The sequence below is a fragment of the Vibrio natriegens NBRC 15636 = ATCC 14048 = DSM 759 genome, assembly GCF_035621455.1.
GTDB lineage: Bacteria > Pseudomonadota > Gammaproteobacteria > Enterobacterales > Vibrionaceae > Vibrio > Vibrio natriegens.
Map to the genome: position 1 here is coordinate 2528475 of NZ_CP141822.1, position 23986 is coordinate 2552460.

General features: G+C 46.4%; 16 protein-coding genes. 8 read left to right on the forward strand and 8 right to left on the reverse strand.

Annotation, left to right across the window (positions count from 1 at the left end):
• The first annotated feature begins 58 nt into the window (after nucleotides 1-58).
• The 5 genes from VER99_RS11415 to VER99_RS11435 all read left to right on the forward strand — a co-directional run bounded on the left by VER99_RS11415 (nucleotide 59) and on the right by VER99_RS11435 (nucleotide 8629).
• Nucleotides 59-1780 carry a glycoside hydrolase family 9 protein gene (locus VER99_RS11415; RefSeq protein ID WP_020333919.1) on the forward strand — a complete coding sequence of 574 codons (1722 nt, stop codon included), beginning with the start codon at nucleotides 59-61 and terminating at the stop codon, nucleotides 1778-1780.
• A gap of 4 nt (nucleotides 1781-1784) precedes the next feature.
• Nucleotides 1785-2681: a glucosamine kinase nucleotide-binding domain-containing protein gene (locus tag VER99_RS11420; protein ID WP_020333920.1), complete on the forward strand. Its 897-nt coding sequence runs from the start codon at nucleotides 1785-1787 to the stop codon at nucleotides 2679-2681.
• Between the two features lie 2 nt (nucleotides 2682-2683).
• The gene (locus tag VER99_RS11425) at nucleotides 2684-4603 is read left to right on the forward strand and encodes a beta-N-acetylhexosaminidase (protein ID WP_020333921.1); all 1920 of its coding nucleotides are present in this window, start codon (nucleotides 2684-2686) and stop codon (nucleotides 4601-4603) included.
• 83 nt (nucleotides 4604-4686) lie between these two features.
• Nucleotides 4687-7095: a GH36-type glycosyl hydrolase domain-containing protein gene (locus VER99_RS11430; RefSeq protein WP_024372752.1), complete on the forward strand. Its 2409-nt coding sequence runs from the start codon at nucleotides 4687-4689 to the stop codon at nucleotides 7093-7095.
• Between the two features lie 121 nt (nucleotides 7096-7216).
• Nucleotides 7217-8629: a phosphoglucomutase/phosphomannomutase family protein gene (locus tag VER99_RS11435; protein ID WP_020333923.1), complete on the forward strand. Its 1413-nt coding sequence runs from the start codon at nucleotides 7217-7219 to the stop codon at nucleotides 8627-8629.
• Between the two features lie 105 nt (nucleotides 8630-8734).
• Here VER99_RS11435 and VER99_RS11440 read toward each other — a convergent pair whose 3' ends face one another.
• The 6 genes from VER99_RS11440 to VER99_RS11465 form a co-directional block, all read right to left on the reverse strand.
• Nucleotides 8735-9766 (reverse strand): ABC transporter ATP-binding protein, encoded by a 1032-nt coding sequence (locus tag VER99_RS11440; protein WP_020333924.1) that lies wholly within the window; start codon nucleotides 9764-9766, stop codon nucleotides 8735-8737.
• Nucleotides 9766-11391 (reverse strand): ABC transporter permease, encoded by a 1626-nt coding sequence (locus tag VER99_RS11445; RefSeq protein WP_020333925.1) that lies wholly within the window; start codon nucleotides 11389-11391, stop codon nucleotides 9766-9768. Before VER99_RS11445 ends, VER99_RS11440 begins: the two co-directional genes overlap by 1 nt.
• A gap of 191 nt (nucleotides 11392-11582) precedes the next feature.
• Nucleotides 11583-12596, reverse strand: a complete 1014-nt coding sequence (locus tag VER99_RS11450; RefSeq protein ID WP_014232921.1) for a Fe(3+) ABC transporter substrate-binding protein — start codon at nucleotides 12594-12596, stop codon at nucleotides 11583-11585.
• A gap of 154 nt (nucleotides 12597-12750) precedes the next feature.
• The gene (locus VER99_RS11455; RefSeq protein ID WP_014232922.1) at nucleotides 12751-13980 is read right to left on the reverse strand and encodes an ammonium transporter; all 1230 of its coding nucleotides are present in this window, start codon (nucleotides 13978-13980) and stop codon (nucleotides 12751-12753) included.
• Nucleotides 13981-14008: 28 nt separating this feature from the next.
• Nucleotides 14009-14347, reverse strand: a complete 339-nt coding sequence (locus VER99_RS11460) for a P-II family nitrogen regulator (protein WP_005386570.1) — start codon at nucleotides 14345-14347, stop codon at nucleotides 14009-14011.
• A 189-nt stretch (nucleotides 14348-14536) separates the two neighbouring features.
• Entirely contained in the window at nucleotides 14537-14905 is a 369-nt protein-coding gene (locus VER99_RS11465) for a YacL family protein (protein ID WP_014232923.1), read from the reverse strand.
• Between the two features lie 119 nt (nucleotides 14906-15024).
• Here VER99_RS11465 and VER99_RS11470 point away from each other — a divergent pair, with 119 nt between their 5' ends.
• The 3 genes from VER99_RS11470 to VER99_RS11480 all read left to right on the forward strand — a co-directional run bounded on the left by VER99_RS11470 (nucleotide 15025) and on the right by VER99_RS11480 (nucleotide 18719).
• Nucleotides 15025-16200, forward strand: a complete 1176-nt coding sequence (locus VER99_RS11470; protein WP_020333927.1) for a sugar diacid recognition domain-containing protein — start codon at nucleotides 15025-15027, stop codon at nucleotides 16198-16200.
• A gap of 102 nt (nucleotides 16201-16302) precedes the next feature.
• The gene (locus VER99_RS11475; protein WP_020333928.1) at nucleotides 16303-17568 is read left to right on the forward strand and encodes a GntP family permease; all 1266 of its coding nucleotides are present in this window, start codon (nucleotides 16303-16305) and stop codon (nucleotides 17566-17568) included.
• Nucleotides 17569-17585: 17 nt separating this feature from the next.
• The gene (locus VER99_RS11480; protein WP_020333929.1) at nucleotides 17586-18719 is read left to right on the forward strand and encodes a glycerate kinase; all 1134 of its coding nucleotides are present in this window, start codon (nucleotides 17586-17588) and stop codon (nucleotides 18717-18719) included.
• A 77-nt stretch (nucleotides 18720-18796) separates the two neighbouring features.
• Here VER99_RS11480 and acnB read toward each other — a convergent pair whose 3' ends face one another.
• Complete coding sequence (gene acnB, locus VER99_RS11485; protein WP_020333930.1) at nucleotides 18797-21394, reverse strand: bifunctional aconitate hydratase 2/2-methylisocitrate dehydratase; 2598 nt, start codon at nucleotides 21392-21394, stop codon at nucleotides 18797-18799.
• 267 nt (nucleotides 21395-21661) lie between these two features.
• A complete protein-coding gene (locus VER99_RS11490) occupies nucleotides 21662-23980 on the reverse strand; it encodes a patatin-like phospholipase family protein (protein ID WP_020333931.1) in 2319 nt (772 codons plus the stop codon).
• Nucleotides 23981-23986 lie beyond the last annotated feature (6 nt).

Sequence of the window (23986 nt, forward strand, 5' to 3'; positions counted from 1 at the left end):
AACTAGGGCCAGAGAACACTGGCCCATTTCCAATTGTTTTGTTTCGCGGAGACATTAAATGCTGCTACTGACTAACCACATTGGTTATGAGCGTCTGGGGCCGAAAAAAGCGGTAATACAGACAGAACAATCACACTTGTCTTCTGATACTGCCACACTGGTCTGTGCCAAAAGCGAGCAAATCGTTGCTACCTTTTCGGTACAAGAGCAAGGGAAAGTAGCGAATTGGCATCAGGGGTATTTTTATCTTATCGACTTTTCGTCCTTTGAGATCCCAGGCCACTATTACCTTCGCTTTGGTAACGTAAGTTCTTCTCAGCTAGAAATTGCTGAACAACTTCTTCTGGATCGCACTCTGTCCGATGTGATCTACTACTTTAAATCTCAGCGTTGCGGCGGAATTTTCGATCATGCCGATCGTCAGGCTGCGCTATTAAATTCCGAACAGACAACCGATGTTCATGGCGGTTGGTACGATGCGTCTGGTGATGTAAGCAAATATCTAAGTCACCTTTCGTACGCAAACTACCTTAATCCTCAACAAACCCCTATGGTGGTTTGGAACATGCTAAAAGGACTTTCTCTGCACCAATCTAGCGACAGTATCGCTGCTTTCACCCGCACACGCCTCATTGAAGAAGCGCTGTATGGTGCAGACTTCCTTGTTCGCATGCAAAACGAGAAAGGTTTCTTTTATATGACGGTATTTGATAAATGGAGCAAAGATACCGCCCAACGTGAAATCTGTGCTTTCGAAACGCAACTTGGTCACAAGTTCGATGATTATCAAGCAGGCTTCCGACAAGGTGGCGGAGTCGCGATAGCGGCGCTTGCTGCTGCATCGCGTTTAGCCGTTCATGGTGAGTTCAATCAACAGGAATATATAAATACCGCAGAGAATGGCTACTGGCACCTAAAAGAGCATAACAAGCAATATCTCAATGATGGCGAAGAGAACATCATAGACGAGTACTGTGCCCTGCTTGCCAGTGTTGAACTGTTTAAAACAACCAAAGAAAGCCGTTACTTGGACGAAAGCCGTCTGTGGGCTTCACGCCTGGCAGACCGCCAAATGAGTGATGATAAATTCAAGCATTTTTGGTCAGCCAATCAAGATGGTAGCCGCCCTTACTTCCATGCAGCGGAAGCTGGATTACCAGTGATTGCTCTTTGTGAATACCTATCTATCGAAGACGACTCCGAGTTGGCTGCGTCCATAAAACAGACGGTCAACCAGGCATGCGAATTTGAATTAGATCTCACCAGTCGTGTCACCAATCCATTTGGTTACCCTCGTCAATATGTCAAAGGCGTTGAAGAATCGAAACGTGATGCCTTCTTTGTTGCCCACAACAATGAATCTGGCTATTGGTGGCAAGGTGAGAATGCTCGCTTGGGTTCACTAGCATCAATGTCTTACCTCGCTCAGCCTTATATCGAATCACATGAGACACAACAACAGCTGATACGCCTTGGACAAGATGCGCTTAACTGGATCGTTGGCTTAAATCCATACGACATGTGCATGCTCGATGGCCATGGGCGAAACAACCCAGACTACCTTCCACAATATGGGTTCTTTAACGCGAAAGGCGGCATCTGTAATGGCATCACTGGTGGCTTTGAAGACGAGAATGACATCGCCTTTAACCCACCAGCACAAAAGGACGACATCCTACAAAACTGGCGTTGGGGAGAGCAATGGATCCCACATGGTGCGTGGTACTTACTCGCGATCATGAGCCAAGCTCACCACCTATCAGTAGACGTTAAGGAGTAATACCATGGCGTTCTATTTTGTCGGTATTGATGGTGGCGGTACTTCTTGCCGCGCTCGCATTAAAGATGCCCAGGGTAATTTTCTTGGTGAGGCGAAAACTGGCAGCGCCAACATCATGCTTGGTGCTGAAGTAGCGATGACTTCTATCATTGAGGCAATTTCGTTGGCAGCTAAGCAAGGCGGGTTATCTGAGCAAGACTTTTCGTCTATGCATGTTGGGTTAGCACTCGCAGGGGCTGAACACAAAGCTTCTTGGAATGCTTTTATGTCTCTCGCTCATCCTTTCGCCAGCATGACATTAAACACAGATGCCTACGGAGCTTGCATCGGCGCACATAACGGCCAAGACGGCGCGATCATGATTGCAGGAACGGGATCTTGCGGCATCTACCTCAAAGGATTGCAACAACATGTTGTCGGAGGCCGAGAGTTTCCGATTTCAGACCAAGGTAGTGGTGCTGTCATGGGGCTGCGCCTAATTCAGCAGGTTTTATTGGCTGAAGATGGTATCCGAGAGAAAACACCGCTCTCCCAGCACGTCATGGCACACTTCAAAAATGACGTAGACAACGTCGTTGCTTGGTCAAAACAAGCATTACCTCGTGATTACGGGCAGTTTTCTCCAGCTATTTTCCAGCATGCACAACAAGGCGATACGCTCGCCATTGAAATGTTAAAACAAACCGCTGCTGATATAGAAACGTTTCTCATGGCACTTAACAAGCGTGGAGCGACCCGTATTTGTTTAATGGGAAGCATTGCTGAACGCATTCTCCACTGGCTATCTCCGCCCGTTCAAAAGTGGATTGTAGAACCTCAATTTGATGCGATTGAAGGAGCCCTTATGTTTGCTGGCAAGCCTGAACATAACCTTTACTCGCTATCGGTAGAACAGGAGTAGATATGGAATATCGCGTTGACCTCGTCGTCCTATCTGAGCTAAAGCAAAATTGTCGCTTTGGACTGACTTTTCATAACTTAAGTGACCAAGATCTTCATGATTGGCACCTGACGTTTGCTTTTGATCGCTTCATTTTACCTGACAGCGTATCTAACGGTGTACTTAACCAAATTGGGAGCTTCTGTACTCTCAAACCAGAAAGTATGGTACTGGCGGCTAATCACAATTTCTATTGTGAGTTCAGTATTGGTTCAAATCCATTTCGCTATCATTCAGACGGATTGAATGAAGCTCTGGTTGATTTTGTCGTCAATGGTAATACTCAGCGAGCCGAGGTTGACGTAACACCTATCGTGCTGGCTTCGCCATACCGCGAGCGTAGTGACATTCCACCGAGTTTGATTCACGCTCAGCCTTTATTACCTAAGCCAAACCATATTGAAGTTCACGAGAGTTATTTTTCTCTTCACAACCGTGTTGGAATCAGTACTTACTCCGATTTAGCCAATTCAGCAAAAGATTGGTTGCTCGATGAACTAAAACGTATTCACCAGTTTGAGCTTACTGCGTCTAATAACAGTCAGGTTATCTTTAAAAGTAATCCAACTTTAGATAAAGGTGCGTATAGGCTCAAAGTGACCGAAGAATCGATAAAAATCGAGGCTGGTTCAAAGTCTGGGTTCACCTATGCAAGTGCGACCCTGCTCCAACTTATCAGAAGAAATGGGGAAGATACTTCTATGGAAGTGGTCTGTTGCTCAATTAAAGACAGACCTCGTTTCAAATATCGCGGAATGATGCTCGATTGTGCACGACACTTCCATTCCGTAGAGCAAGTGAAACGTCTTATCAATCAACTGGCACACTACAAGTTTAATACCTTCCACTGGCACCTTACTGACGATGAAGGCTGGCGAATTGAGATTAAATCCTTGCCAGAACTGACAAATATTGGTGCATGGCGCGGGTTAGATGAGTCCATTGAACCGCAATATACGCATTTGTCTCAGCGTTATGGCGGGTTTTATACCCAAGAAGAAATAAAAGAAGTGGTTGCCTATGCGGCGCAGCGCAGTATTACCGTCATCCCTGAAATTGACGTACCAGGCCACTGCCGCGCTGCCATTAAGTCACTGCCCCACATGCTTGTAGAGGCAGAGGACACCACCGAATATCGCAGTATTCAGCACTACAACGATAACGTGATTAACCCAGCGCTACCGGGCAGTTACGAATTTATCGACAAAGTGCTGGAAGAAGTTGCCACTTTATTTCCTGCACCGTATATCCACATTGGGGCCGATGAAGTACCACATGGTGTCTGGTCGCAAAGCCCAGCCTGTCAGGCGTTGATGGAGCAACAAGGCTATAGCGACTACAAAGAACTGCAAGGTCACTTCTTGCGTCATGCGGAAGACAAACTTCGCGGGCTTGGTAAACGAATGCTGGGATGGGAAGAAGCTCAGCATGGCAACAAGGTCAGTAAAGATACCGTTATCTACTCATGGCTAAGTGAAGAAGCGGCTCTCAATTGTGCTCGCCAAGGTTTCGATGTGGTGCTGCAACCCGCCCAAACCACCTACTTGGATATGACTCAAGACTACGCGCCAGAAGAACCTGGAGTGGATTGGGCAAACCCGATTCCACTGGAGACAGCGTACAGCTACGAGCCGTTAGCACAAGTGGCAGACGACGATCCGGTTAGAAAACGTATTCGGGGCATTCAGGCTGCACTTTGGTGCGAAATCATCAATAACCAGCCACGTATGGACTACATGATATTTCCCCGCCTGACGGCATTAGCAGAAGCATGCTGGACCGATAAGCAGCACCGCAACTGGACTGATTACCTATCACGTTTGAAGGGGCACCTTCCACTGCTCGATCTGCAGGGAGTGAATTACCGCCAACCGTGGAAGTAACGAAAACATACGCGACGACAGTGCGCTTTAAAGAATTTTAATTTTTGGCTGCTCAAGCAGCTTTGTAAAAAGGAACGACACAAATGAAATACGGCTATTTCGATAACGAAAATCGTGAATATGTCATTACCCGTCCAGATGTACCTGCTCCTTGGACTAACTATCTGGGTACTGAAAAGTTCTGTACGGTTATTTCACACAATGCAGGTGGCTACTCATTCTACAACTCACCAGAATACAACCGTGTAACCAAATTCCGTCCCAATGCGACCTTTGATCGCCCGGGACACTATGTTTACCTGAGAGATGACGAAACGGGTGATTACTGGTCTATTTCTTGGCAACCTGTAGCAAAAAGCCTTGATGAAGCGAGCTACGAAGTTCGCCACGGTTTGTCATACTCTAAATTTAAGTGTGAATACAGCGGCATTACTGCAACGAAAACGCTATTCGTACCAAAAGGTGAAGATGCCGAAATTTGGGACGTGGTCATCAAGAACACCTCTGACAAACCACGCACCATCAGTGCTTTCTCATTTGTTGAGTTCTCTTTCAGTCACATTCAGTCAGACAACCAAAACCATCAAATGTCTCTGTATTCTGCAGGAACGGAATACAAACAAGGCGTTATCGAATACGACCTGTTCTACAACACGAACGATTTTGAAGGCTTCTACTACTTAGCTTCTACATTTGATCCTGACTCTTACGACGGCCAGCGTGACAGCTTCCTAGGGCTATACCGTGACGAAGCAAACCCACTTGCCGTAGAACAAGGCAAGTGCTTTAACACCGCACAAACCTGTTACAACCACTGTGGTTCCCTGCATAAGCAATTTACTATCCAACCAGGTGAGGAAGTTCGCTTCGCTTACATCCTAGGTATCGGTAAAGGCAATGGTGAGCGTCTGCGCACTAAATACCAAGACCTAGCAGAAGTAGACAACGCGTTTTCTGGCATCAAAGCACACTGGGATGAGCGTTGTGGCAAATTCCAAGTAAAATCACCAAACGAAGGTCTGGACACCATGATCAACGCTTGGACGCTATACCAAGCAGAGACGTGTGTGGTTTGGTCTCGTTTTGCTTCTTTCATCGAAGTTGGCGGTCGTACGGGCCTTGGCTACCGTGATACGGCACAAGATGCGATTTCGGTGCCTCATGCTAACCCACAAATGACACGCAAACGCATTGTTGATCTTCTGCGAGGCCAAGTTAAAGCAGGTTACGGTCTACACCTGTTTGATCCTGATTGGTTCGATCCAGAGAAAGCGGATGTGAAACCATCTAAGTCACCAACAGTGGTTCCGACTCCGTCTGACGAAGACAAGATTCACGGCATTGAGGACACCTGTTCTGATGACCATCTATGGTTAGTGCCAACCATCTGTAAATATGTGATGGAAACAGGCGAGCACAGCTTCTTTGATGAAGTGATCCCTTACGCAGATGGCGGCGATGCATCGGTTTATGAGCACATGAAAGCAGCGTTAGACTTCTCTGCTGAATACGTGGGCCAGACAGGGATCTGTAAAGGTCTGCGCGCAGACTGGAACGACTGTCTCAACCTAGGTGGTGGTGAATCATCAATGGTGTCTTTCCTACACTTCTGGGCACTACAAGAATTCATCGACCTGGCAAAATTCCTAGACAAAGACGCCGACGTTGAGAAATATACAGAGATGGCGGCCAACGTTCGCGAAGCATGTGAAACCCACCTTTGGGACGAAGAAGGCGGTTGGTACATCCGTGGTCTAACGAAAAACGGTGACAAGATCGGTACTGCGCAGCAAAAAGAAGGCCGCGTACACCTTGAGTCAAACACACTAGCGGTTCTATCTGGAGCGGTATCTCAAGAACGTGGCGAAAAGGCAATGGACGCGGTAGACGAGAACCTGTTCTCTGAATACGGCTTGCACTTGAACTCGCCATCATTCGCAACACCAAACGACGATATCGGATTCGTGACACGCGTATACCAAGGCGTAAAAGAAAACGGCGCTATTTTCTCACATCCAAACCCTTGGGCGTGGGTAGCAGAAGCGAAACTCGGTCGCGGTGACCGTGCAATGAAGTTCTACGATGCACTCAACCCATACAACCAAAACGACATCATCGAAAAACGTGTTGCAGAACCTTACTCATACGTTCAGTTCATCATGGGACGCGATCATCAGGATCACGGTCGTGCTAACCACCCTTGGCTTACGGGTACCTCTGGCTGGGCTTACTTTGCGGTCACAAACTTCATTCTCGGTGTTCGTACTGGTTTTGATGGATTAACTATCGATCCATGTATTCCAACCAACTGGCCAGGTTTTGAAGTGACGCGCCAATGGCTGGGAGCGACTTACAACATCAAAGTGGTAAACCCTGACACGGTAAGCAAAGGCGTGAAGTCGATCACTCTGAACGGTGAAACTGTGAATGGAACATCAGTACCAGTGCAACCTGAAGGCTCAGTAAACGAAGTGATCGTTACCCTAGGTTAATTCTCTTTGGGGAAACGTTCCCCTTTTAATTTTTCCGGTGTACTTGGCTCTACTGGGTACATCGGTTCGCTAGCAAATAAATAAGGTACGGCACGTTACCGTTCTTATTGAGGATCGAATCATGATCAAATTTGGTACAGGTGGCTGGCGCGCATTCATTGGTGAAGAATTCACTAAAGAGAATGTACGCTTGGTTGCTCAAGCAGTCGCAAACATCACCAATGCAGAATCTGTCGCGGAACGCGGCTTTGTGATTGGCTATGATCGCCGCTTTCTTTCTGACAAAGCAGGCCGCTGGTTTGCTGAGGTACTGGCAGCAAATGGCATTGTCGTCAGCTTCATCGATAAGTTTGTCCCAACGCCGATTGTTATGTTCAAAGCGAAGGAGATGAACTGCGCTTACTCAGCATGCATCACGGCTTCGCATAACCCCGCCGACTACAACGGGATTAAAGTCTTTATCGAAGGCGGTCGCGACGCGGATGAAATCATCACCCAGAAGATTGAAGATCAAATCGCCACGCTTACAGCAAGCGATGTGAAAAGCGTCGACTTTGAACAGGCTATCGATGATCACTTAATTGAAGTCATTAACCCGATGAACGAATTCGTGGATTCAATCATCAACTTTATCGACATAGAAGCGATCAAAAAAGCCAATCTCCGTGTGCTTGTCGATCCAATGTTTGGTGTGGCGAAGAATGCACTACAGACTGTGTTGATCAATGGTCGTTGTGACGTGGATGTCATCAACGATGGTAAAAACCCAGATTTTGGTGGCTTAATGCCATCACCAAGTGCAGCTACGCTTTACCGTTTGATGCACTTAGTCGAGGAACAAGGTTACGACATTGGTATCGGCACTGATGGTGATGCTGACCGTTTGGGCATTATCGATGAAAAAGGGAATTTCATTCATCCCAACGAAGTTCTGATCTTATTGTATTACTACTTACTGGAATACAAAGACTGGAAAGGCTCTGTAGTACGTAACATCGCAACCACTCACCTGCTCGATAAAATCGCACAAGATCACGGTGAAAAGTGCTTTGAGGTACCAGTAGGCTTTAAGCACATCAGCTCTCAAATGGAAGCAGATGACTCGTTGATCGGCGGGGAAAGTTCAGGTGGTTTAACCATTCGTGGCCATATAAAAGGCAAAGATGGGGTGTTTGCTTCCAGCTTGTTAGTAGAAATGATTTCCGTTACCGGTAAAAAGCTATCCGAGCTATTAGATGAAATCTACAGTAAGTATGGCTATGCCTATATGGCTGAAGGTGATTGCAAGTTCAAACCTGGGCAAAAAGAAGCGTTATTCAACAAGATTTATGTTGATAAACAGTTACCTGAGTTTAAATTTGAAATCGAAAAAGTCAGCTACGAAGATGGCGCAAAAGTCTACTTTAAGAACGGTGGATGGATTATTGCTCGCTTCTCTGGTACTGAGCCGCTATTGCGTATATTTGCCGAGATGGAAGATAAAGATACTGCGGAACGTGTTCTTCAACAGTTTAAAGACTTCTTGTCTCTTTAACCTGAACTTGTCTGGCTTCAAGTTGCTGGCAGTCACTTAAGTCGCAAGTAGAGGAACACTTGCCCGGCATCACCGCCGGGCCTTTTTATTTCTGGAATAAAAACGTTAAGCAAACGCCAATACACCCTGAGTATCGATTTTTACTGCAACGCTGTCACCCACATTCAAAGCCTGCACGGAAGTAGCCAGCAATCTGTCTCCGTTCACATCAATCACATAGCGGCAGTGATCACCCATAAAGTGTTGCTCCAGCACTTTCACGGCGCTTTCTTCATCGGCCTGAACCTGAACATGTTGAGGACGAAGTAGTAACGCACATTCTTCCTGCAATTGAATGTCCTGTTGAGCACTTGCTTCTATCACACCCAGATGCGTCTCAAACTCGCCTTGTGACACTCTGGTTGCAGCCAGATAGCTACCACCGCCTAGGAAATCAGCGACAAATTTGCTCGAAGGCTGGTAGTACAACTCTGAAGCTGTTCCATACTGCTCAATAATGCCATTGTTCATCACGGCCATCTTGTCTGAAAAGGCAAAAGCCTCCTCTCGACTGTGAGTCACGAAAATCGCAGTTACACCTTGCTGCTTAAAAATTTTACGGATCTCGCGAATCAGCTCGTGACGCACTTGCGTATCAATGTTGGAAAACGGCTCATCCAATAACAGCAAATCAGGTTTGTACGCCAAAGAACGGGCAATAGCCACACGTTGCTGCTGACCACCTGACAGCTGATGAGGATAGCGATCCCCATAGCCTTTTAAGTGAACCAACCCCAACATCTCTTCCACTTTCAAAAGCTTCTGTTGGGCCGTTTCATTCTTCAGACCAAAAGCGATATTCTCAGCCACAGTAAGGTGCGGAAATAACGCGTAGTCTTGAAAGATCATACCAATATTGCGCTGTTCTGGCGGTAGCCAATTCTCACCATCATCAATAATCAAGCTGTTGAGACTCATTTGCCCAGAAGACAAAGGCAGCAATCCCGCTACCGCTTTTAGTAATGTCGTTTTACCACAGCCACTAGCACCCAACAGACACACAATCTGGCCTTGCTCAACCTCAAGAGATAATGACTCTAAAACCGTTTGGTCATCGTAGTGGCAGGTCAGGTTTTTAATTGATAATGCGCAGCTCATTAGTGATTTTGCTCCAGTGAACGGTTAACGACAACAAGTGGGATCAACCCAACAAAAACCAACAACACAGCCGGTAAAGCTGCCAACTCTAAGTGCTCGTCCGAAGCAAAGTTATAAACGTAGGTTGCCAGTGTTTCAAAGTTGAACGGGCGCAAAAGAAGAGCCGCATTGAGCTCTTTCATCGACTCGATAAAAACTAACAGAGCAACGATAAGTGCGCCACGCTTAACCAGCGGAAAGTGAACACGCCATAACATGGAATTCGGTGTGCAACCCATGGTACGTGATGCCATGTCCAAGGACGGGGAGATTTTGTTTAAGTTACTTTCGATACTACCAATGGCAACAGCGGAGAAACGCACAACCATGGCAAAAATAATGGCAAACATTGAACCTGAAAATATTAGCCCAGGTCTGCCCCACTCCATTGCTTTGGCAACATCATTGATGCGGTGATCCATAAATAAAACGGCCACCATCACACCAATCGCGAGTACCGTACCGGGCACTGCATACCCCATTGAGGATAAGCGTATAAAGGTAAGCGTTGTCCTCTTGCCATTGACTCGGTAAGTAAAATTCACCACAAGAGCAACAACAACACCAATGATTGCCGCGATAACCGACACAACCAGACTATTCCAGGCATACTCACGGAATTGTGGCGTCCAACTTTGCGCAAAGTAAGTAATTGAGTAATCAACCAACTGCATTAGCGGCAGGATAAATGCGATTAAAACCAGTCCCCAACACCAAATCAGTGCTGCCCATTTTTTCCAGCCCTTCAATTCATAACGAAAATCTTCGTGGCTGTTGAACTGGCTTTGAAATAGTTTCTGCTTTCTTCGGCTGTAACGCTCTGTGCTTAATAGCAGCACGACGATCACCAACATGATGGCGGAAATTTTGGCCGCAGCATTAAGGTTAGAGTATCCAAGCCAAGTATCGTATACCGCGGTTGTTAACGTATTAACGGCAAAGTAGCTGACAGTGCCGAAGTCGCCGATGGTCTCCATCGCAACCAGTGATAAGCCGACAGCCATTGAAGGACGAGCCAAAGGAAGAGAAATACGCCTGAAGCTTTCCCATGGTGAGCATTTAAGAAGACGCGCACTTTGCAACAGTGACACGTTTTGTTCCATGAATGCAGCTCGACAGAGCAGATAAATATATGGATACAAAACTAGGGCCAGCACAAACGTTGCTCCGGACAAAGTACGAATATCCGGGAACCAGTACTCTTTGGGGCCCCATCCGGTTAAATCGCGTAAAAAGATTTGTATCGGACCGGCAAAATCGAACCAATCGGTAAAAATATACCCGATGATGTATCCCGGCATCGCTAACGGTAAAACCAGTGCCCACTGCAGCCATTTTTCGGTAGGCAGCTTACACATAGCCATAAACCAGGCACACGGAATACCAAAAACGAGAGACAACACCATCACACCTATAGTTAGCGTAATAGTGTTATAGATATAGGTAGGCATGACTGTCGCCATAAGGTGCGCAAACAGCTCATCCGTATCACCAACGGCGGTGTAGAAGATCGCTAAGATCGGTAAAACCAGTAGCAAAGCCAACGCTCCGCTACTGGTTTTCCATATATAATTCTTTTCTTTCATTGCCTAATTACAGCCAGGCTGAGTGAGAGATAAATGCACCTGCAAATACATCTCATATCCTTTTAATTAATTAGGGCTAGTTATACCCTTATAAACAAACAACCTCAAGTAGCCCTGATAAAAGAGCGACTTGAGGCTGTAAATTTATCATCGGTGGTTCAACTTCTCACCGACTGATATCAAGCGAACGATTAAAGATCGAACTTAACTTCGTCTAGTAGCTTGATCGCAGCTTCGTGGTGATCAGCAATCTCATCTAGAGAAAGAGTATCTGCTTTAAATTCACCCCAAGATGCTACTAGCTCAGAAGGCTTAACGTCAGCTTTCACTGGGTATTCAAAGTTCACTTCTGCGTACATGCTTTGCGCTTTGTCGCCCGCTAGGAACTCCATAAGCTTAAGTGCGTTTTCTTTGTTTGGCGCGTACTTAGCCATCGCCATACCAGAGATATTTACGTGAGTACCAGTCGTTTCTTGATTAGGGAAGTTGATGTATACAGAATCAGCCCAAGCTTTCTGCTCTTTGTCGTTAACCATCTTGCCTAAGTAGTAGCTGTTACCCAGAGAAACATCACATAGACCTTCTTTGATCGCTTTAACTTGGCCACGGTCATTACCTTGAGGTTTACGAGCAAGGTTAGCTTTCACGCCTTCTAGCCATTCTTTTGTCGCCGCTTCACCCTGGTGAGCGATCATAGAAGAAACGAGAGATACGTTGTATGGGTGCTTACCACTACGAGTACAGATCTTGCCTTTAAATTCTGGCTTAGCCAGGTCAGCGTAAGTGAAGTCTTTACCTAGTTTACCTACACGGTCACGAGAAGAGTATACGCTGCGAGTACGAGTCGTCAGAGCAAACCACTCGTTTGCTGAATCTTGGTATTGAGCTGGGATGTTCTTCTCTAGAACTGGACTATCCACTGGCTGAACCACACCTTTCTGGGTTAGCTCTGCTAGACGTGCGATATCAACAGTTAGAAGCACGTCAGCTGGGCTGTATTCACCTTCTTGAACCAGCTTTTCTGCAATACCTGTCTTAGCAAACTTAACGTTTACTTTGATGCCTGTCTCTTTTGTGAACTCATTAAACATAGGCTCAACCAAGAACGGCTGACGGTATGAGTATACGTTTACTTCTTCAGCAGCCATGGCTGTTGGAGCAAGTGTTGCACAAGCTAAAGCAGAAAGAGTTAGCACTTTTTTCATGGATCAATCCTTTAAGTATTCGTAATGATAACGTTTATCAGTTGCGTTATTATATTTATCTTCAATAGTAAAACAATGATCGATACAAAAAAACCTGCCAATAGTGGCAGGTTTTTCATTATGTGAAGTGTAACAATATGCTACATGGTAAATTTTATTTCGCTGTGACGAACTCTGGATATGCACCTACACCACAGTCGTGCATGTCCATGCCTTCCATCTCTTCTTCTTCGCTTACACGGATGCCTACTGTTGCTTTCAAGATTGCCCAAACAACCAGACTTGCACCGAATACCCAAGCAAAGATAACTGCTGCACCTAGAAGCTGAGCACCGAATGTCGCGTCACCGTTGCTTAGAGGAACAACCATTAGGCCGAAGAAACCACATACACCGTGTACTGAAATCGCGCCAACTGGATCATCGATTTTAAGTTTATCAAGACCAATGATGCTGAATACTACGATTGCACCTGCTACCGCGCCGATTGCAACTGCGTAAAGTGGTGATGGTGATAGTGGATCCGCTGTGATTGCAACCAGACCAGCCAATGCACCGTTTAGGATCATAGTTAGGTCAGCTTTGCCCCAAGTTGTCTTACATACAAACAGTGCCGCAATAGAACCTGCTGCCGCTGCTGCGTTCGTGTTTAGGAAGATTTGACCAACCGCTGTTGCGTTCTCGAAGTCAGAGACCATTAGCTGAGAACCACCGTTAAAACCAAACCAGCCAAACCATAGGATGAATGTACCTAGCGTTGCTAGAGGCATATTTGAACCTGGGATTGGGTGGATTTCACCATTTTTACCGTATTTACCTTTACGAGCACCCAGTAGCAGAACACCAGCTAGTGCAGCAGAAGCACCTGCCATGTGTACAATACCTGAGCCAGCAAAGTCACTAAAGCCCGCTTCTGATAGGAAACCGCCGCCCCAAGTCCAGTAGCCTTCCATTGGGTAGATGAATGCAGTCAAGATTGCAGAGAAGATCAGGAATGACCATAGCTTCATACGCTCAGCAACCGCACCTGAAACTACAGACATCGCTGTCGCAACAAATACTACCTGGAAGAAAAAATCTGATTCTAGTGAATGGTCTGCACCTTCACCTTGAGAGCCAATAAGGGCACCTAGTGATGGTAACCAACCGCCTTCGCCGTTATCAACGTACATGATGTTGTAACCAACGACTAAGTAAGTCGTACAAGCAATCGCGTACAGACAAAAGTTTTTAGTCAAAATTTCTGTTGTGTTTTTAGAGCGAACGAGGCCTGCTTCAAGCATGGCAAAGCCCGCTGCCATCCACATAACCAATGCACCGGAAATGAGGAAGAAAAAAGTGTCTAGTGCGTAACGTAACTCTGTTACTGTTGTTGCTAATTCCATAATAGTGTCTCCAATCCCTTGAATACTTTTAAAGTGCTTCTGCGTCCATTTCACCGGTACGGATGCGAACAGCTTGATTCAGGTCGTATACAAAAATTTTACCGTCACCAATTTTTCCTGTTTGCGCCGCTTTTGTGATGGCTTCTACCACACGATCGACATTATCTGCATGAGTTGCGATTTCTATTTTTACTTTTGGTAGAAAGTCCACTTGGTACTCTGCGCCGCGGTACAACTCTGTGTGACCTTTTTGGCGACCAAAACCTTTAACCTCTGATACCGTCATACCTTCGATGCCTACGTCAGCCAACGCTTCACGTACATCGTCTAACTTAAATGGCTTTATAATGGCATTGATTATTTTCATTAAATTCTCTCCGAAGCATTCATCCTGAAACACTTCTAATAATCCAATCTACGTGCCAAGTTTTTAAGTTATTGATTTAAAGGAATTAAAGGCTATTGGTTACAATACAAACAAAAAAAGGCGCACCATAATAGTGCACCTCTTTCCCAAATATAAAGCAAGCTACAATTGATTACCCAAAATTGTGCATTAAATGTTCAAAAACTCTTTCCATTGCTCTATAAGAGTCATAAAGTCTTCGAGACCACAGCTAGCGGTGCTTTCACAGTCGTACAATTCGAACTCGCTGTCTTTGTCTTGTTCATAATGATGCAGCAATGCATTATCTTGTACCGTTACTTCATCACCACAAATCATCAAACTGATTTCTCTTCCCAAAAGCGAATACTCTTGAGTTGGTTTACTGATAGCCGAAGAAATAAGCGCATCTACTTCTGCGATATGATGGCGTTCCTTACCAATTTCTTCTTGTAACCAACGCCCGATAATTTCGTGCTCCATTGAGCAGTGACAATAGTAACTACCATCTAAGGTGTTTTTCTTAAATTCGTAGTCCATCCTATTTCCTTTATTTATCTTAACTGACAATAATATAAGTTAAATCAATACTTATACTCTTTATTATCAGTTAATATGCCTCGCTAAACCACCACTAGAGCTGGGTTTATAAAACGAGTATGCAGTTAAACGAAAACATTGCCCGACAAATCGTTGAGCGAACAATGACAATCATCTCTCATTCGGTCAACGTCATGGATGAAAAGGGGCGTATTATTGGCTCAGGTGACAGTACTCGCTTACAACAAAAACATGAAGGCGCTGTTCTCGCAATCAATGAGCGACGTATTGTCGAGATCAATCAGGCCGCGGTTAATAACCTCAAAGGCGTCAAACCCGGAATTAATCTGCCAATTATCTATCGTAATCAGGTAATCGGGGCTATTGGTATATCCGGTGCACCAGAGGAGGTTCACCATTATGGTGAGCTGGTGAAAATGACCGCAGAGTTGATCATCGAACAAGCTGCTCTCATGTCACAAATTGAATGGAACAAACGTCACCGGGAAGAACTTGTTCTTCAACTCATCCAAGGTTCAACTTTAAATGACAATCAACTGACCTCGATCGCAGAGCGTCTTGATCTCGATCTGTCTCAACCAAGAATTGCTGCGGTAGTCAAAGTCATACCGAGTAATGATAAGCCAATGCTGCTGGAGCACTTGCAGCAGCTGGTACACCTGCTCGAGTACCCAGAGCGCGATAACTTAGTCGGAATCATTTCCGTATCAGAGCTTGAAGTCGTCGTGCTCAAACCTATCACGTTAACGGTAAACGGTTGGTCGAAAGAGAACGAAATCAAGAGCGCAAACCAATTGTTACGCCGGGTAAAAACGCAAGGTAAGTTTAAAATCCGGATTACGCTAGGCGATTACTTCCCTTCTCTGCAAGGTTTAGCCCAGTCTTATCAAACGGCCAAACGCACCATGGAGTTGACGCAAAACCAGCCTGGACAGCTCTTCTTCTGTCAGGACTACCGTATTCCGGTACTACTCAGCGCGGTAAAAAATGAACCCTGGCAACTACAGCAATTGTGTCAGCCGTATAAATTGCTGCAACTGAGTGATTCCAAAGGCACTCTCATAAAGACGCTCAAGGTGTATTTCGAACAAAATTGCGATGCACATCAAACCTGTTGCACTCTTCATATTCACCGTAACACTCTGCGCTACCGCCTTGATAAGATCTCACAAATAACATCTTTAGATATCAACAGTTTAGATTCGATAATTCAACTATATCTTGGGTCTTCGTTTAGTCACTTGGAAAACGAAAAATATGCAGACGCACAGTAATTGAGTTGTTTTTTAAAAGAAAGATTGTTTCATCGTCCAAAGACTGACTGAATCGTGCCTTTTATATTGGCCAGACTAAATCACTAGCTTGGGTAATATAAAATGATTGAAGTCTCTACTCTTGGAGCTTTGGCCGCATTAATTGTGGCGATATCTCTAATTCTAAAGAAAGTCCCACCAGCGTACGGCATGATCATCGGTGCCTTAATTGGTGGTGTTGTTGGTGGTGTCTCACTGACGGACACCGTTTCTCTGATGATTGGTGGGGCTCAAGGTATCGTGACAGCGGTACTTCGTATTCTGGCTGCCGGCGTATTAGCTGGTGTGCTGATAGAATCTGGCGCGGCAACTTCTATCGCAGAAACGATTGTCAAAAAAGTAGGCGAAACTCGTGCACTACTAGCGCTGGCACTAGCGACTCTCATTTTAACCTCCGTTGGTGTATTCGTTGATGTTGCCGTTATTACGGTTTCTCCCATTGCTTTAGCTATTGCCCAGCGTGCTTGCATTTCTAAAACTGCGATACTATTGGCGATGGTTGGCGGTGGTAAAGCCGGTAACGTAATGTCACCAAATCCAAATGCCATCGCAGCCGCTGATGCCTTTGACGTACCACTAACTTCCGTAATGCTTGCTGGTGTTGTCCCTGGCCTGTTTGGTCTTGCGCTCGCTTACTTTTTAGCTAAGCGTCTAAGCAATAAAGGAAGCATGGTACAAGCAAGCGAAGTGGTTTCTGTTGACCGAAAAAAATTACCAACCTTTGGCGCTGCCATCGTAGCTCCTCTTGTGGCTATCGCGCTACTGGCACTGCGCCCAATCGCTGGTATTAACGTTGACCCTCTTATCGCTTTGCCTCTTGGTGGCCTGATCGGCACGGTTGTCATGGGCCGTTTTAACGACACAAACCACTTTGCCGTATCAGGTCTAACCCGTATGGCTCCTGTCGCTGTCATGCTATTGGGTACTGGCACACTCGCAGGCATCATCGCTAACTCTGGTCTTAAAGGAGGCCTGATTGAAGTCCTCACTGCTTCAGGTCTGCCATCATACTTACTTGCGCCAATTTCTGGTGCCATGATGTCACTGGCTACCGCTTCGACAACCGCTGGTACAGCAGTAGCAGCGAGCGTATTTAGCCACACGATTCTTGAGCTGGGTGTTCCTGCACTCGCCGGCGCAGCAATGATTCACTCTGGTGCAACCGTACTTGATCACATGCCTCATGGTAGCTTCTTCCACGCTACAGGTGGTGCACTCAACATGGATATCCGCGAGCGTCTTAAGCTCATCCCTTATGAGTCTGCGGTTGGTCTGATGATCGCGTTTGTCTCTACCATGATGTTTGGTGTGTTTGGTTTATTTGTTTAAGTCGTTTAGGTATCACTATGAAAATTGTTATTGCTCCGGATTCTTATAAAGAAAGTCTAAGCGCGATGGAAGTTGCAATCGCTATCGAACAAGGGTTTAAACACGTCCTGCCAAATGCAGAGTACATCAAACTGCCAATGGCTGATGGCGGTGAAGGCACCGTTCAATCTCTTGTTGATGCTACTGGTGGCGAAATAGTTGAGCACTCAGTAACAGGCCCACTTGGCGAACCTGTTTCTGGCTTCTATGGACTACTGGGAGATGGCAAAACAGCGATCATCGAAATGGCGGCTGCATCTGGTTTGCACTTGGTCGATCCAGATAAACGTAACCCAATGATTACCACAACGTTTGGTACTGGTGAGCTGATTAAAGCCGTACTAGATAAAGGTGTCGAGCACATCATCGTCGGTATTGGCGGTAGCGCGACTAATGATGGGGGATTAGGCATGGCGCAAGCACTAGGGATTCGCCTCTTGGACGAGAATCATGAACCACTTGGCTTTGGTGGTGGCGAACTTTCCAAACTTCACCGTATCAATATGCGAGGTCTCGATCCCCGACTTGCACAAGTACGCTTGGAGGTAGCGTGTGATGTAGACAATCCTCTATGCGGGCCTCAAGGTGCATCACAAGTGTTTGGTCCGCAAAAAGGCGCGACGCCTGACATGGTTGAACAGCTCGATCGAAACCTGGCACACTACGCAAGCGTAATCAAAGCGCAACTCGGCCAAGATGTTCTAACACGTCCAGGCGCTGGCGCTGCGGGAGGTTTAGGCGCGGCACTAATGGGCCTGCTTAATGCGGAACTGCGCCCTGGAATTGAGATCGTAATGGATGCGGTTAATCTGGACGAAATCGTCGAAGGTGCAGATCTTGTCATCACGGGTGAAGGTCGTATTGACAGTCAAACCATTCATGGCAAAACGCCTATTGGTGTTGCTCGTGTGGCCAATAAACATTTTGTACCAGTGATCGGTATCGCGGGCAGTTTGTCTCACGATTGTGGCGTCGTTCATAAGCATGGTATTGATGCAGTTTTTTCGATTGTAAACCGCTCGGTAGACCTGCCAACAGCATTCGCTGAAGCGGCACAGAACATTGAACTAACCGCACGTAATGTCGCTGCGATGTTGCAGTTAAAGCTTTAACAGATAGATTTTCCCTGAGTCATTTAACAAAAAAACCGCAGACACTGTCTGCGGTTTTTGTATTTCACCGATAAAGCTTATGCTGGCTCTTGGAAGATAACCGTATCCGCTTTCTTAGTGTACTGATCCATCTTATGGAAGTTCAGGTAGCGGTAAGTATCCGCTGCTGTTGCGTTGATCTTCGCTGCGTACTCCAGGTACTCTTCCTTAGTTGGAATTCGGCCTAGAATTGCGCCAACTGCTGCTAGCTCAGCTGAAGACAAGTAAACATTCGCACCAGTACCCAGACGGTTCGGGAAGTTACGCGTTGAAGTAGACATTACTGTCGCTTTATCAGCTACGCGAGCCTGGTTACCCATACATAGTGAACATCCCGGAGTTTCGATACGAACACCAGCACGGCCGTAGATACCGTAGTAACCTTCTTCCGTTAGCTGATCGCGGTCCATCTTCGTTGGCGGAGCCACCCATAGACGCGTATCTAGCTGACCACCCCATTGCTCAAGCAGTTTACCTGCAGCGCGGAAGTGACCGATGTTAGTCATACATGAACCGATGAAGACTTCGTCGATTTGTGTACCTTGAACTTCAGAAAGTAGACGAGCATCATCTGGATCGTTAGGAGCACATAGGATTGGCTCGTTGATTTCCGCTAGATCGATCTCGATTACGTGCGCGTATTCTGCATCCGCATCCGCTTCCATTAGCTCTGGGTTATCCAACCACTCTTGCATTGCAGTGATACGACGCTCGATAGTACGACGGTCGCCGTAACCTTCAGAGATCATCCACTTAAGCATAGTGATGTTCGAGTTTAGGTACTCTTCGATAGACTCTTGAGATAGCTTAACGGTACAACCTGCTGCTGAACGCTCTGCAGACGCATCTGAAAGTTCAAACGCTTGCTCAACCGTTAGGTGCTCAACACCTTCGATTTCTAGAACGCGGCCAGAGAATTCGTTGATCTTACCTGCTTTCTCTACCGTCAACAGACCTTGCTTGATGCCGTAGTAAGGGATTGCATGTACTAGATCACGTAGCGTGATACCAGGCTGCATTTCACCTTTGAAGCGAACCAAGATTGACTCTGGCATATCCAGTGGCATAACACCTGTTGCCGCTGCGAATGCAACCAGACCAGAACCTGCTGGGAAAGAGATACCTAGTGGGAAACGAGTATGCGAGTCACCACCTGTACCTACTGTATCAGGCAGAAGCATACGGTTTAGCCATGAGTGGATAACACCGTCACCCGGACGTAGAGAAACACCGCCACGGTTCATGATGAAATCAGGAAGTGTGTGGTGCGTGTTTACGTCAACTGGTTTAGGGTACGCAGAGGTGTGACAGAAAGACTGCATCACTAGGTCTGCAGAGAAGCCAAGACACGCAAGGTCTTTAAGCTCATCACGAGTCATAGGACCCGTTGTATCCTGAGAACCAACCGTAGTCATCTTAGGCTCACAGTAAGTGCCCGGACGAACACCTTCTACGCCACATGCTTTACCAACCATCTTCTGTGCAAGCGAGTAACCTTTGCCTGTATCAGCAACGTCACCTGGTTTGCGGAAGAAATCTGCAGGCGCTAGACCTAGAGATTGGCGAGCTTTGTCAGTCAGACCACGACCGATGATCAGTGGAATGCGACCGCCAGCACGTACTTCGTCGATAAGCACGTCTGTTTTTAGCTTAAATTCAGCCAGTGTTTCGCCAGTTTCGTGGTTACAAACTTTACCTTCGAATGGGTAAACGTCGATAACGTCGCCCATGTTCAGTTTCGATACGTCAACTTCGATTGGTAGTGCGCCCGCGTCTTCCATTGTGTTGAAGAAGATTGGTGCAATCTTACCACCTAGCACGTAACCACCAGCACGTTTGTTTGGAACGTTAGGGATATCATCACCCATGAACCAAAGCACTGAGTTAGTTGCAGATTTACGAGAAGAACCCGTACCTACTACGTCACCAACGTAAACCAGTTGATGGCCTTTCGATTGCAGTTCTTCGATCTGTTTGATCGGACCGATACTACCAGGTTGGTCAGGGTTGATGCCTTCGCGCTCGTTCTTCAGCATTGCTAACGCGTGAACTGGGATATCTGGGCGAGACCAAGCATCTGGCGCTGGAGACAGGTCATCGGTGTTTGTTTCACCAGTAACCTTGAATACAGTAAGAGTGATTTTTTCTTGTAGCGCAGGCTTAGACTGGAACCATTCCGCGTCAGCCCAAGATTGTAGAACTTGCTGTGCATGCGCGTTGCCTGCTTTCGCTTTCTCTTCTACATCGTAGAAAGCATCGAACATAAGCAGAGTGTGAGATAGCGCTTTTGCAGCGATTGGTGCTAGAGCATCGTCTTCTAGTAGGTCTACTAGAGGTTCGATGTTGTAACCACCTTGCATAGTACCTAGCAACTGTGCCGCTTTTTCACGGCTTACTAGCGGAGAAGATACCTCACCTTTTGCTACTGCGGTCAGAAAACCAGCTTTAACATAAGCGGCTTCATCAACACCTGGTGGGATACGGTTCTCTAGTAGGTCAAGAAGGACTTCTTCTTCACCTTGAGGGGGATTTTTCAGAAGTTCCACAAGGCCAGCTACTTGCTCAGCGTCTAGTGGTTTAGGTACAACTCCTTCGGCAGCACGCTCTTCGACGTGTTTACGGTAGGCTTCAAGCACGACTTTTTCCTCTCATTGCGGTTCCTCCTTTATTATTACTATTTTTAAAGTAAAGGAGTGAACATCCTTGGAAACTTGGCTCTCCATTGCCCTTGTTTTCATTCAATTATGATTGAGAAACAGCGCCGTAGAGGCCAAACTGTGGGCCAAAGAATAGCAAATTTAACCTTCAATTAAAATCTCATCATTTTGACCAACATAGCAACTTACGACTAAAGTTCTGCTAATTTTGAACAAATATGCTTAGGTTATGCCTTCTTGTCCCGATTAATTAAACGAGGTTCCTACGATCAAATACACTGCCTCCAAGTTCTGCTCTGTACGACCGTAAGCCAACATTATAGGCCCGATTGGGGAATCGACGCCAAAGAATACTGAGCCCGCATTATACAGCGGTGCTTCATCTAAATGGAGATCGTTGTCAGACCATACTCCACCATACTCCAATGAAGCGCCTATATATACCGGTGCTTCGAACAATCCGAAGTCATTATCGAACCATTTATAGCGGTAGACCAGACTGCTAAAGAATAAGTCCTGCCCAATCAGGCTATTTCTCGGAATGCCCGAAAGGTTTAAAAAGCCCCCTAACTCTCGCGGATCGAGTGGAATGGTGGAGTTTTTGCTTTCAACAAAGCTGTATTCAGCATGTCCGACTAAAGTATGACGCTGATGACTCACTGCACCTTTAAATCGGGCGGAAATTTCATACACCGTATCTTCAACCGAAGACTCGGATTCCAAGAAGTTATCACCTTCCGGGCTTTTGTCATGAGAGACGAAATACTCCAAGTCAACCAACAGGCCACGAGTAGGAAAAGCGAAGTCATCGAGCGTGTCTAAACGATAACTTGCAAATGCGCCAAGTCGGTCAAAATCCAGATTACCTGCCGATGCCAACGTGGAAAGTTCAATACTGCCTGTTGAGTATCGTGCGCCCAATCGTAACTCTTGCCATAACGTGGGTTGAAGGCCAATAGAAAGCTCTGATGTAAAATCGCTGTACGACACAGGCAGGAAGTCGTCCACTGCACCAATGTCCGGGTTTTGGAAGTCACTCAGCGGTAAGTTTCGGCTTTCATTGCTGTAGGTGAGTCGTCCGGAAACGAAAAGCTGCTGGCTGGACATGACTGGCGAGTACAGTTCAGCCTCAATCAGCTTATCCGTACCCATTTCAACATTAAATGCCAGCTCTGCACCATGAGAATTTAGGTTGGTGAAATTGGTTGATAAGCCGATGCCATACTGGCTGTCAGTATCAAAATCATCTTCGAGGAAAAATCGAAAGTTGAGGTAATTAGGGCCCCACGATTTTTCGTTAACGTTAAACACCAGTTGTGTGACGCCTTCTTCTTCCTCAAACTGATAAGTAATCAGCTCAAAGCGATCAAGCGCGTATAGGTTTTCAACCGCTTTTTCTATTTCTTGCGTGGGGATTTTTCGCCCTGTCTCCAAATGCAGACGGTTGGTCAACAACACATCGCTGTAGTGCGTGTTATTGATGATCACGACCTCATCAACCACACGTTCATCACCATGGACTAAGGTTTTCCGCGCTTCTTGTTTATGGTCGATGTAACGTTGGTAATCCGCACTGGATAGACTCAAGCCTTCTAATTTCGGTGCCAACGTTTTAGTAATTTCATACCCTGACTGAAACGCCGAAGGCATCTTATCGAACTCAACGGTTTCCATTTGACCAACATTCGGACGAATGTAGATATCTTGCTCTTGGAGTGCTTCGACTTGCTCTTGAGTACTGCGGCGCACAAGATAATTGGAAAGTTGGTCGGCTACGGTAAACAGCCCGGTAAAGTCTTCTTTGGTTTTGTAATCGGTACTGATATCTACGGCGATAACAACGTCCGCGCCCATTGCACGAGCCACATCAACCGGCATGTTATTTACTACGCCGCCATCGACCAGCATGTGACCATTTAACTGATAAGGTGGGAGCGCGCCTGGCACAGACATACTCGCCATCATCGCATCCACCAAGTAGCCATTACCAATGACGACTTCTTCAAGCTCTAATATGTCCGTTGCTACAGAACGATACGGAATGGCGAGTTCATCAAAGGAATCAAAACGCCCCAAATTACCCGTGCTTTCACGCAGAATACGCAGCATGTTTTGCCCTAGCACGACACCAGTTGGTGCCCTAACCTCAGTCAATCTCAGGCCAAGGTCGGTGTAAATCTGATAACGGTCTTCATACTCTTTATCACGAACTCGGCGCTGGCTTCGGTCTACACGGTCTCGATAACCGCCGTTCCAATCCACGGTGTAAATAAAGCTCTCAATCTCATCGGCGCTCATACCAGTGGCATACAAGCCACCGACGTACGCGCCCATGCTCGTTCCGGTTATGATATCGACCGGAATGTTCATCTCTTCCAGTGCTTTCAACACGCCTATATGGGCGGCACCTTTTGCACCACCACCAGCGAGAACCACTGCGATTTTAGGGCGCGATGCGGAAGTCTCTTCCTGAGCCCGGCCAACCGAAGGCGCAGCGATCAAAAAGAAGCTTACCCAAAGCGCGAAATGGCGAGTTAACGGGCTACATGACAACTTTTTGAACATTCATTT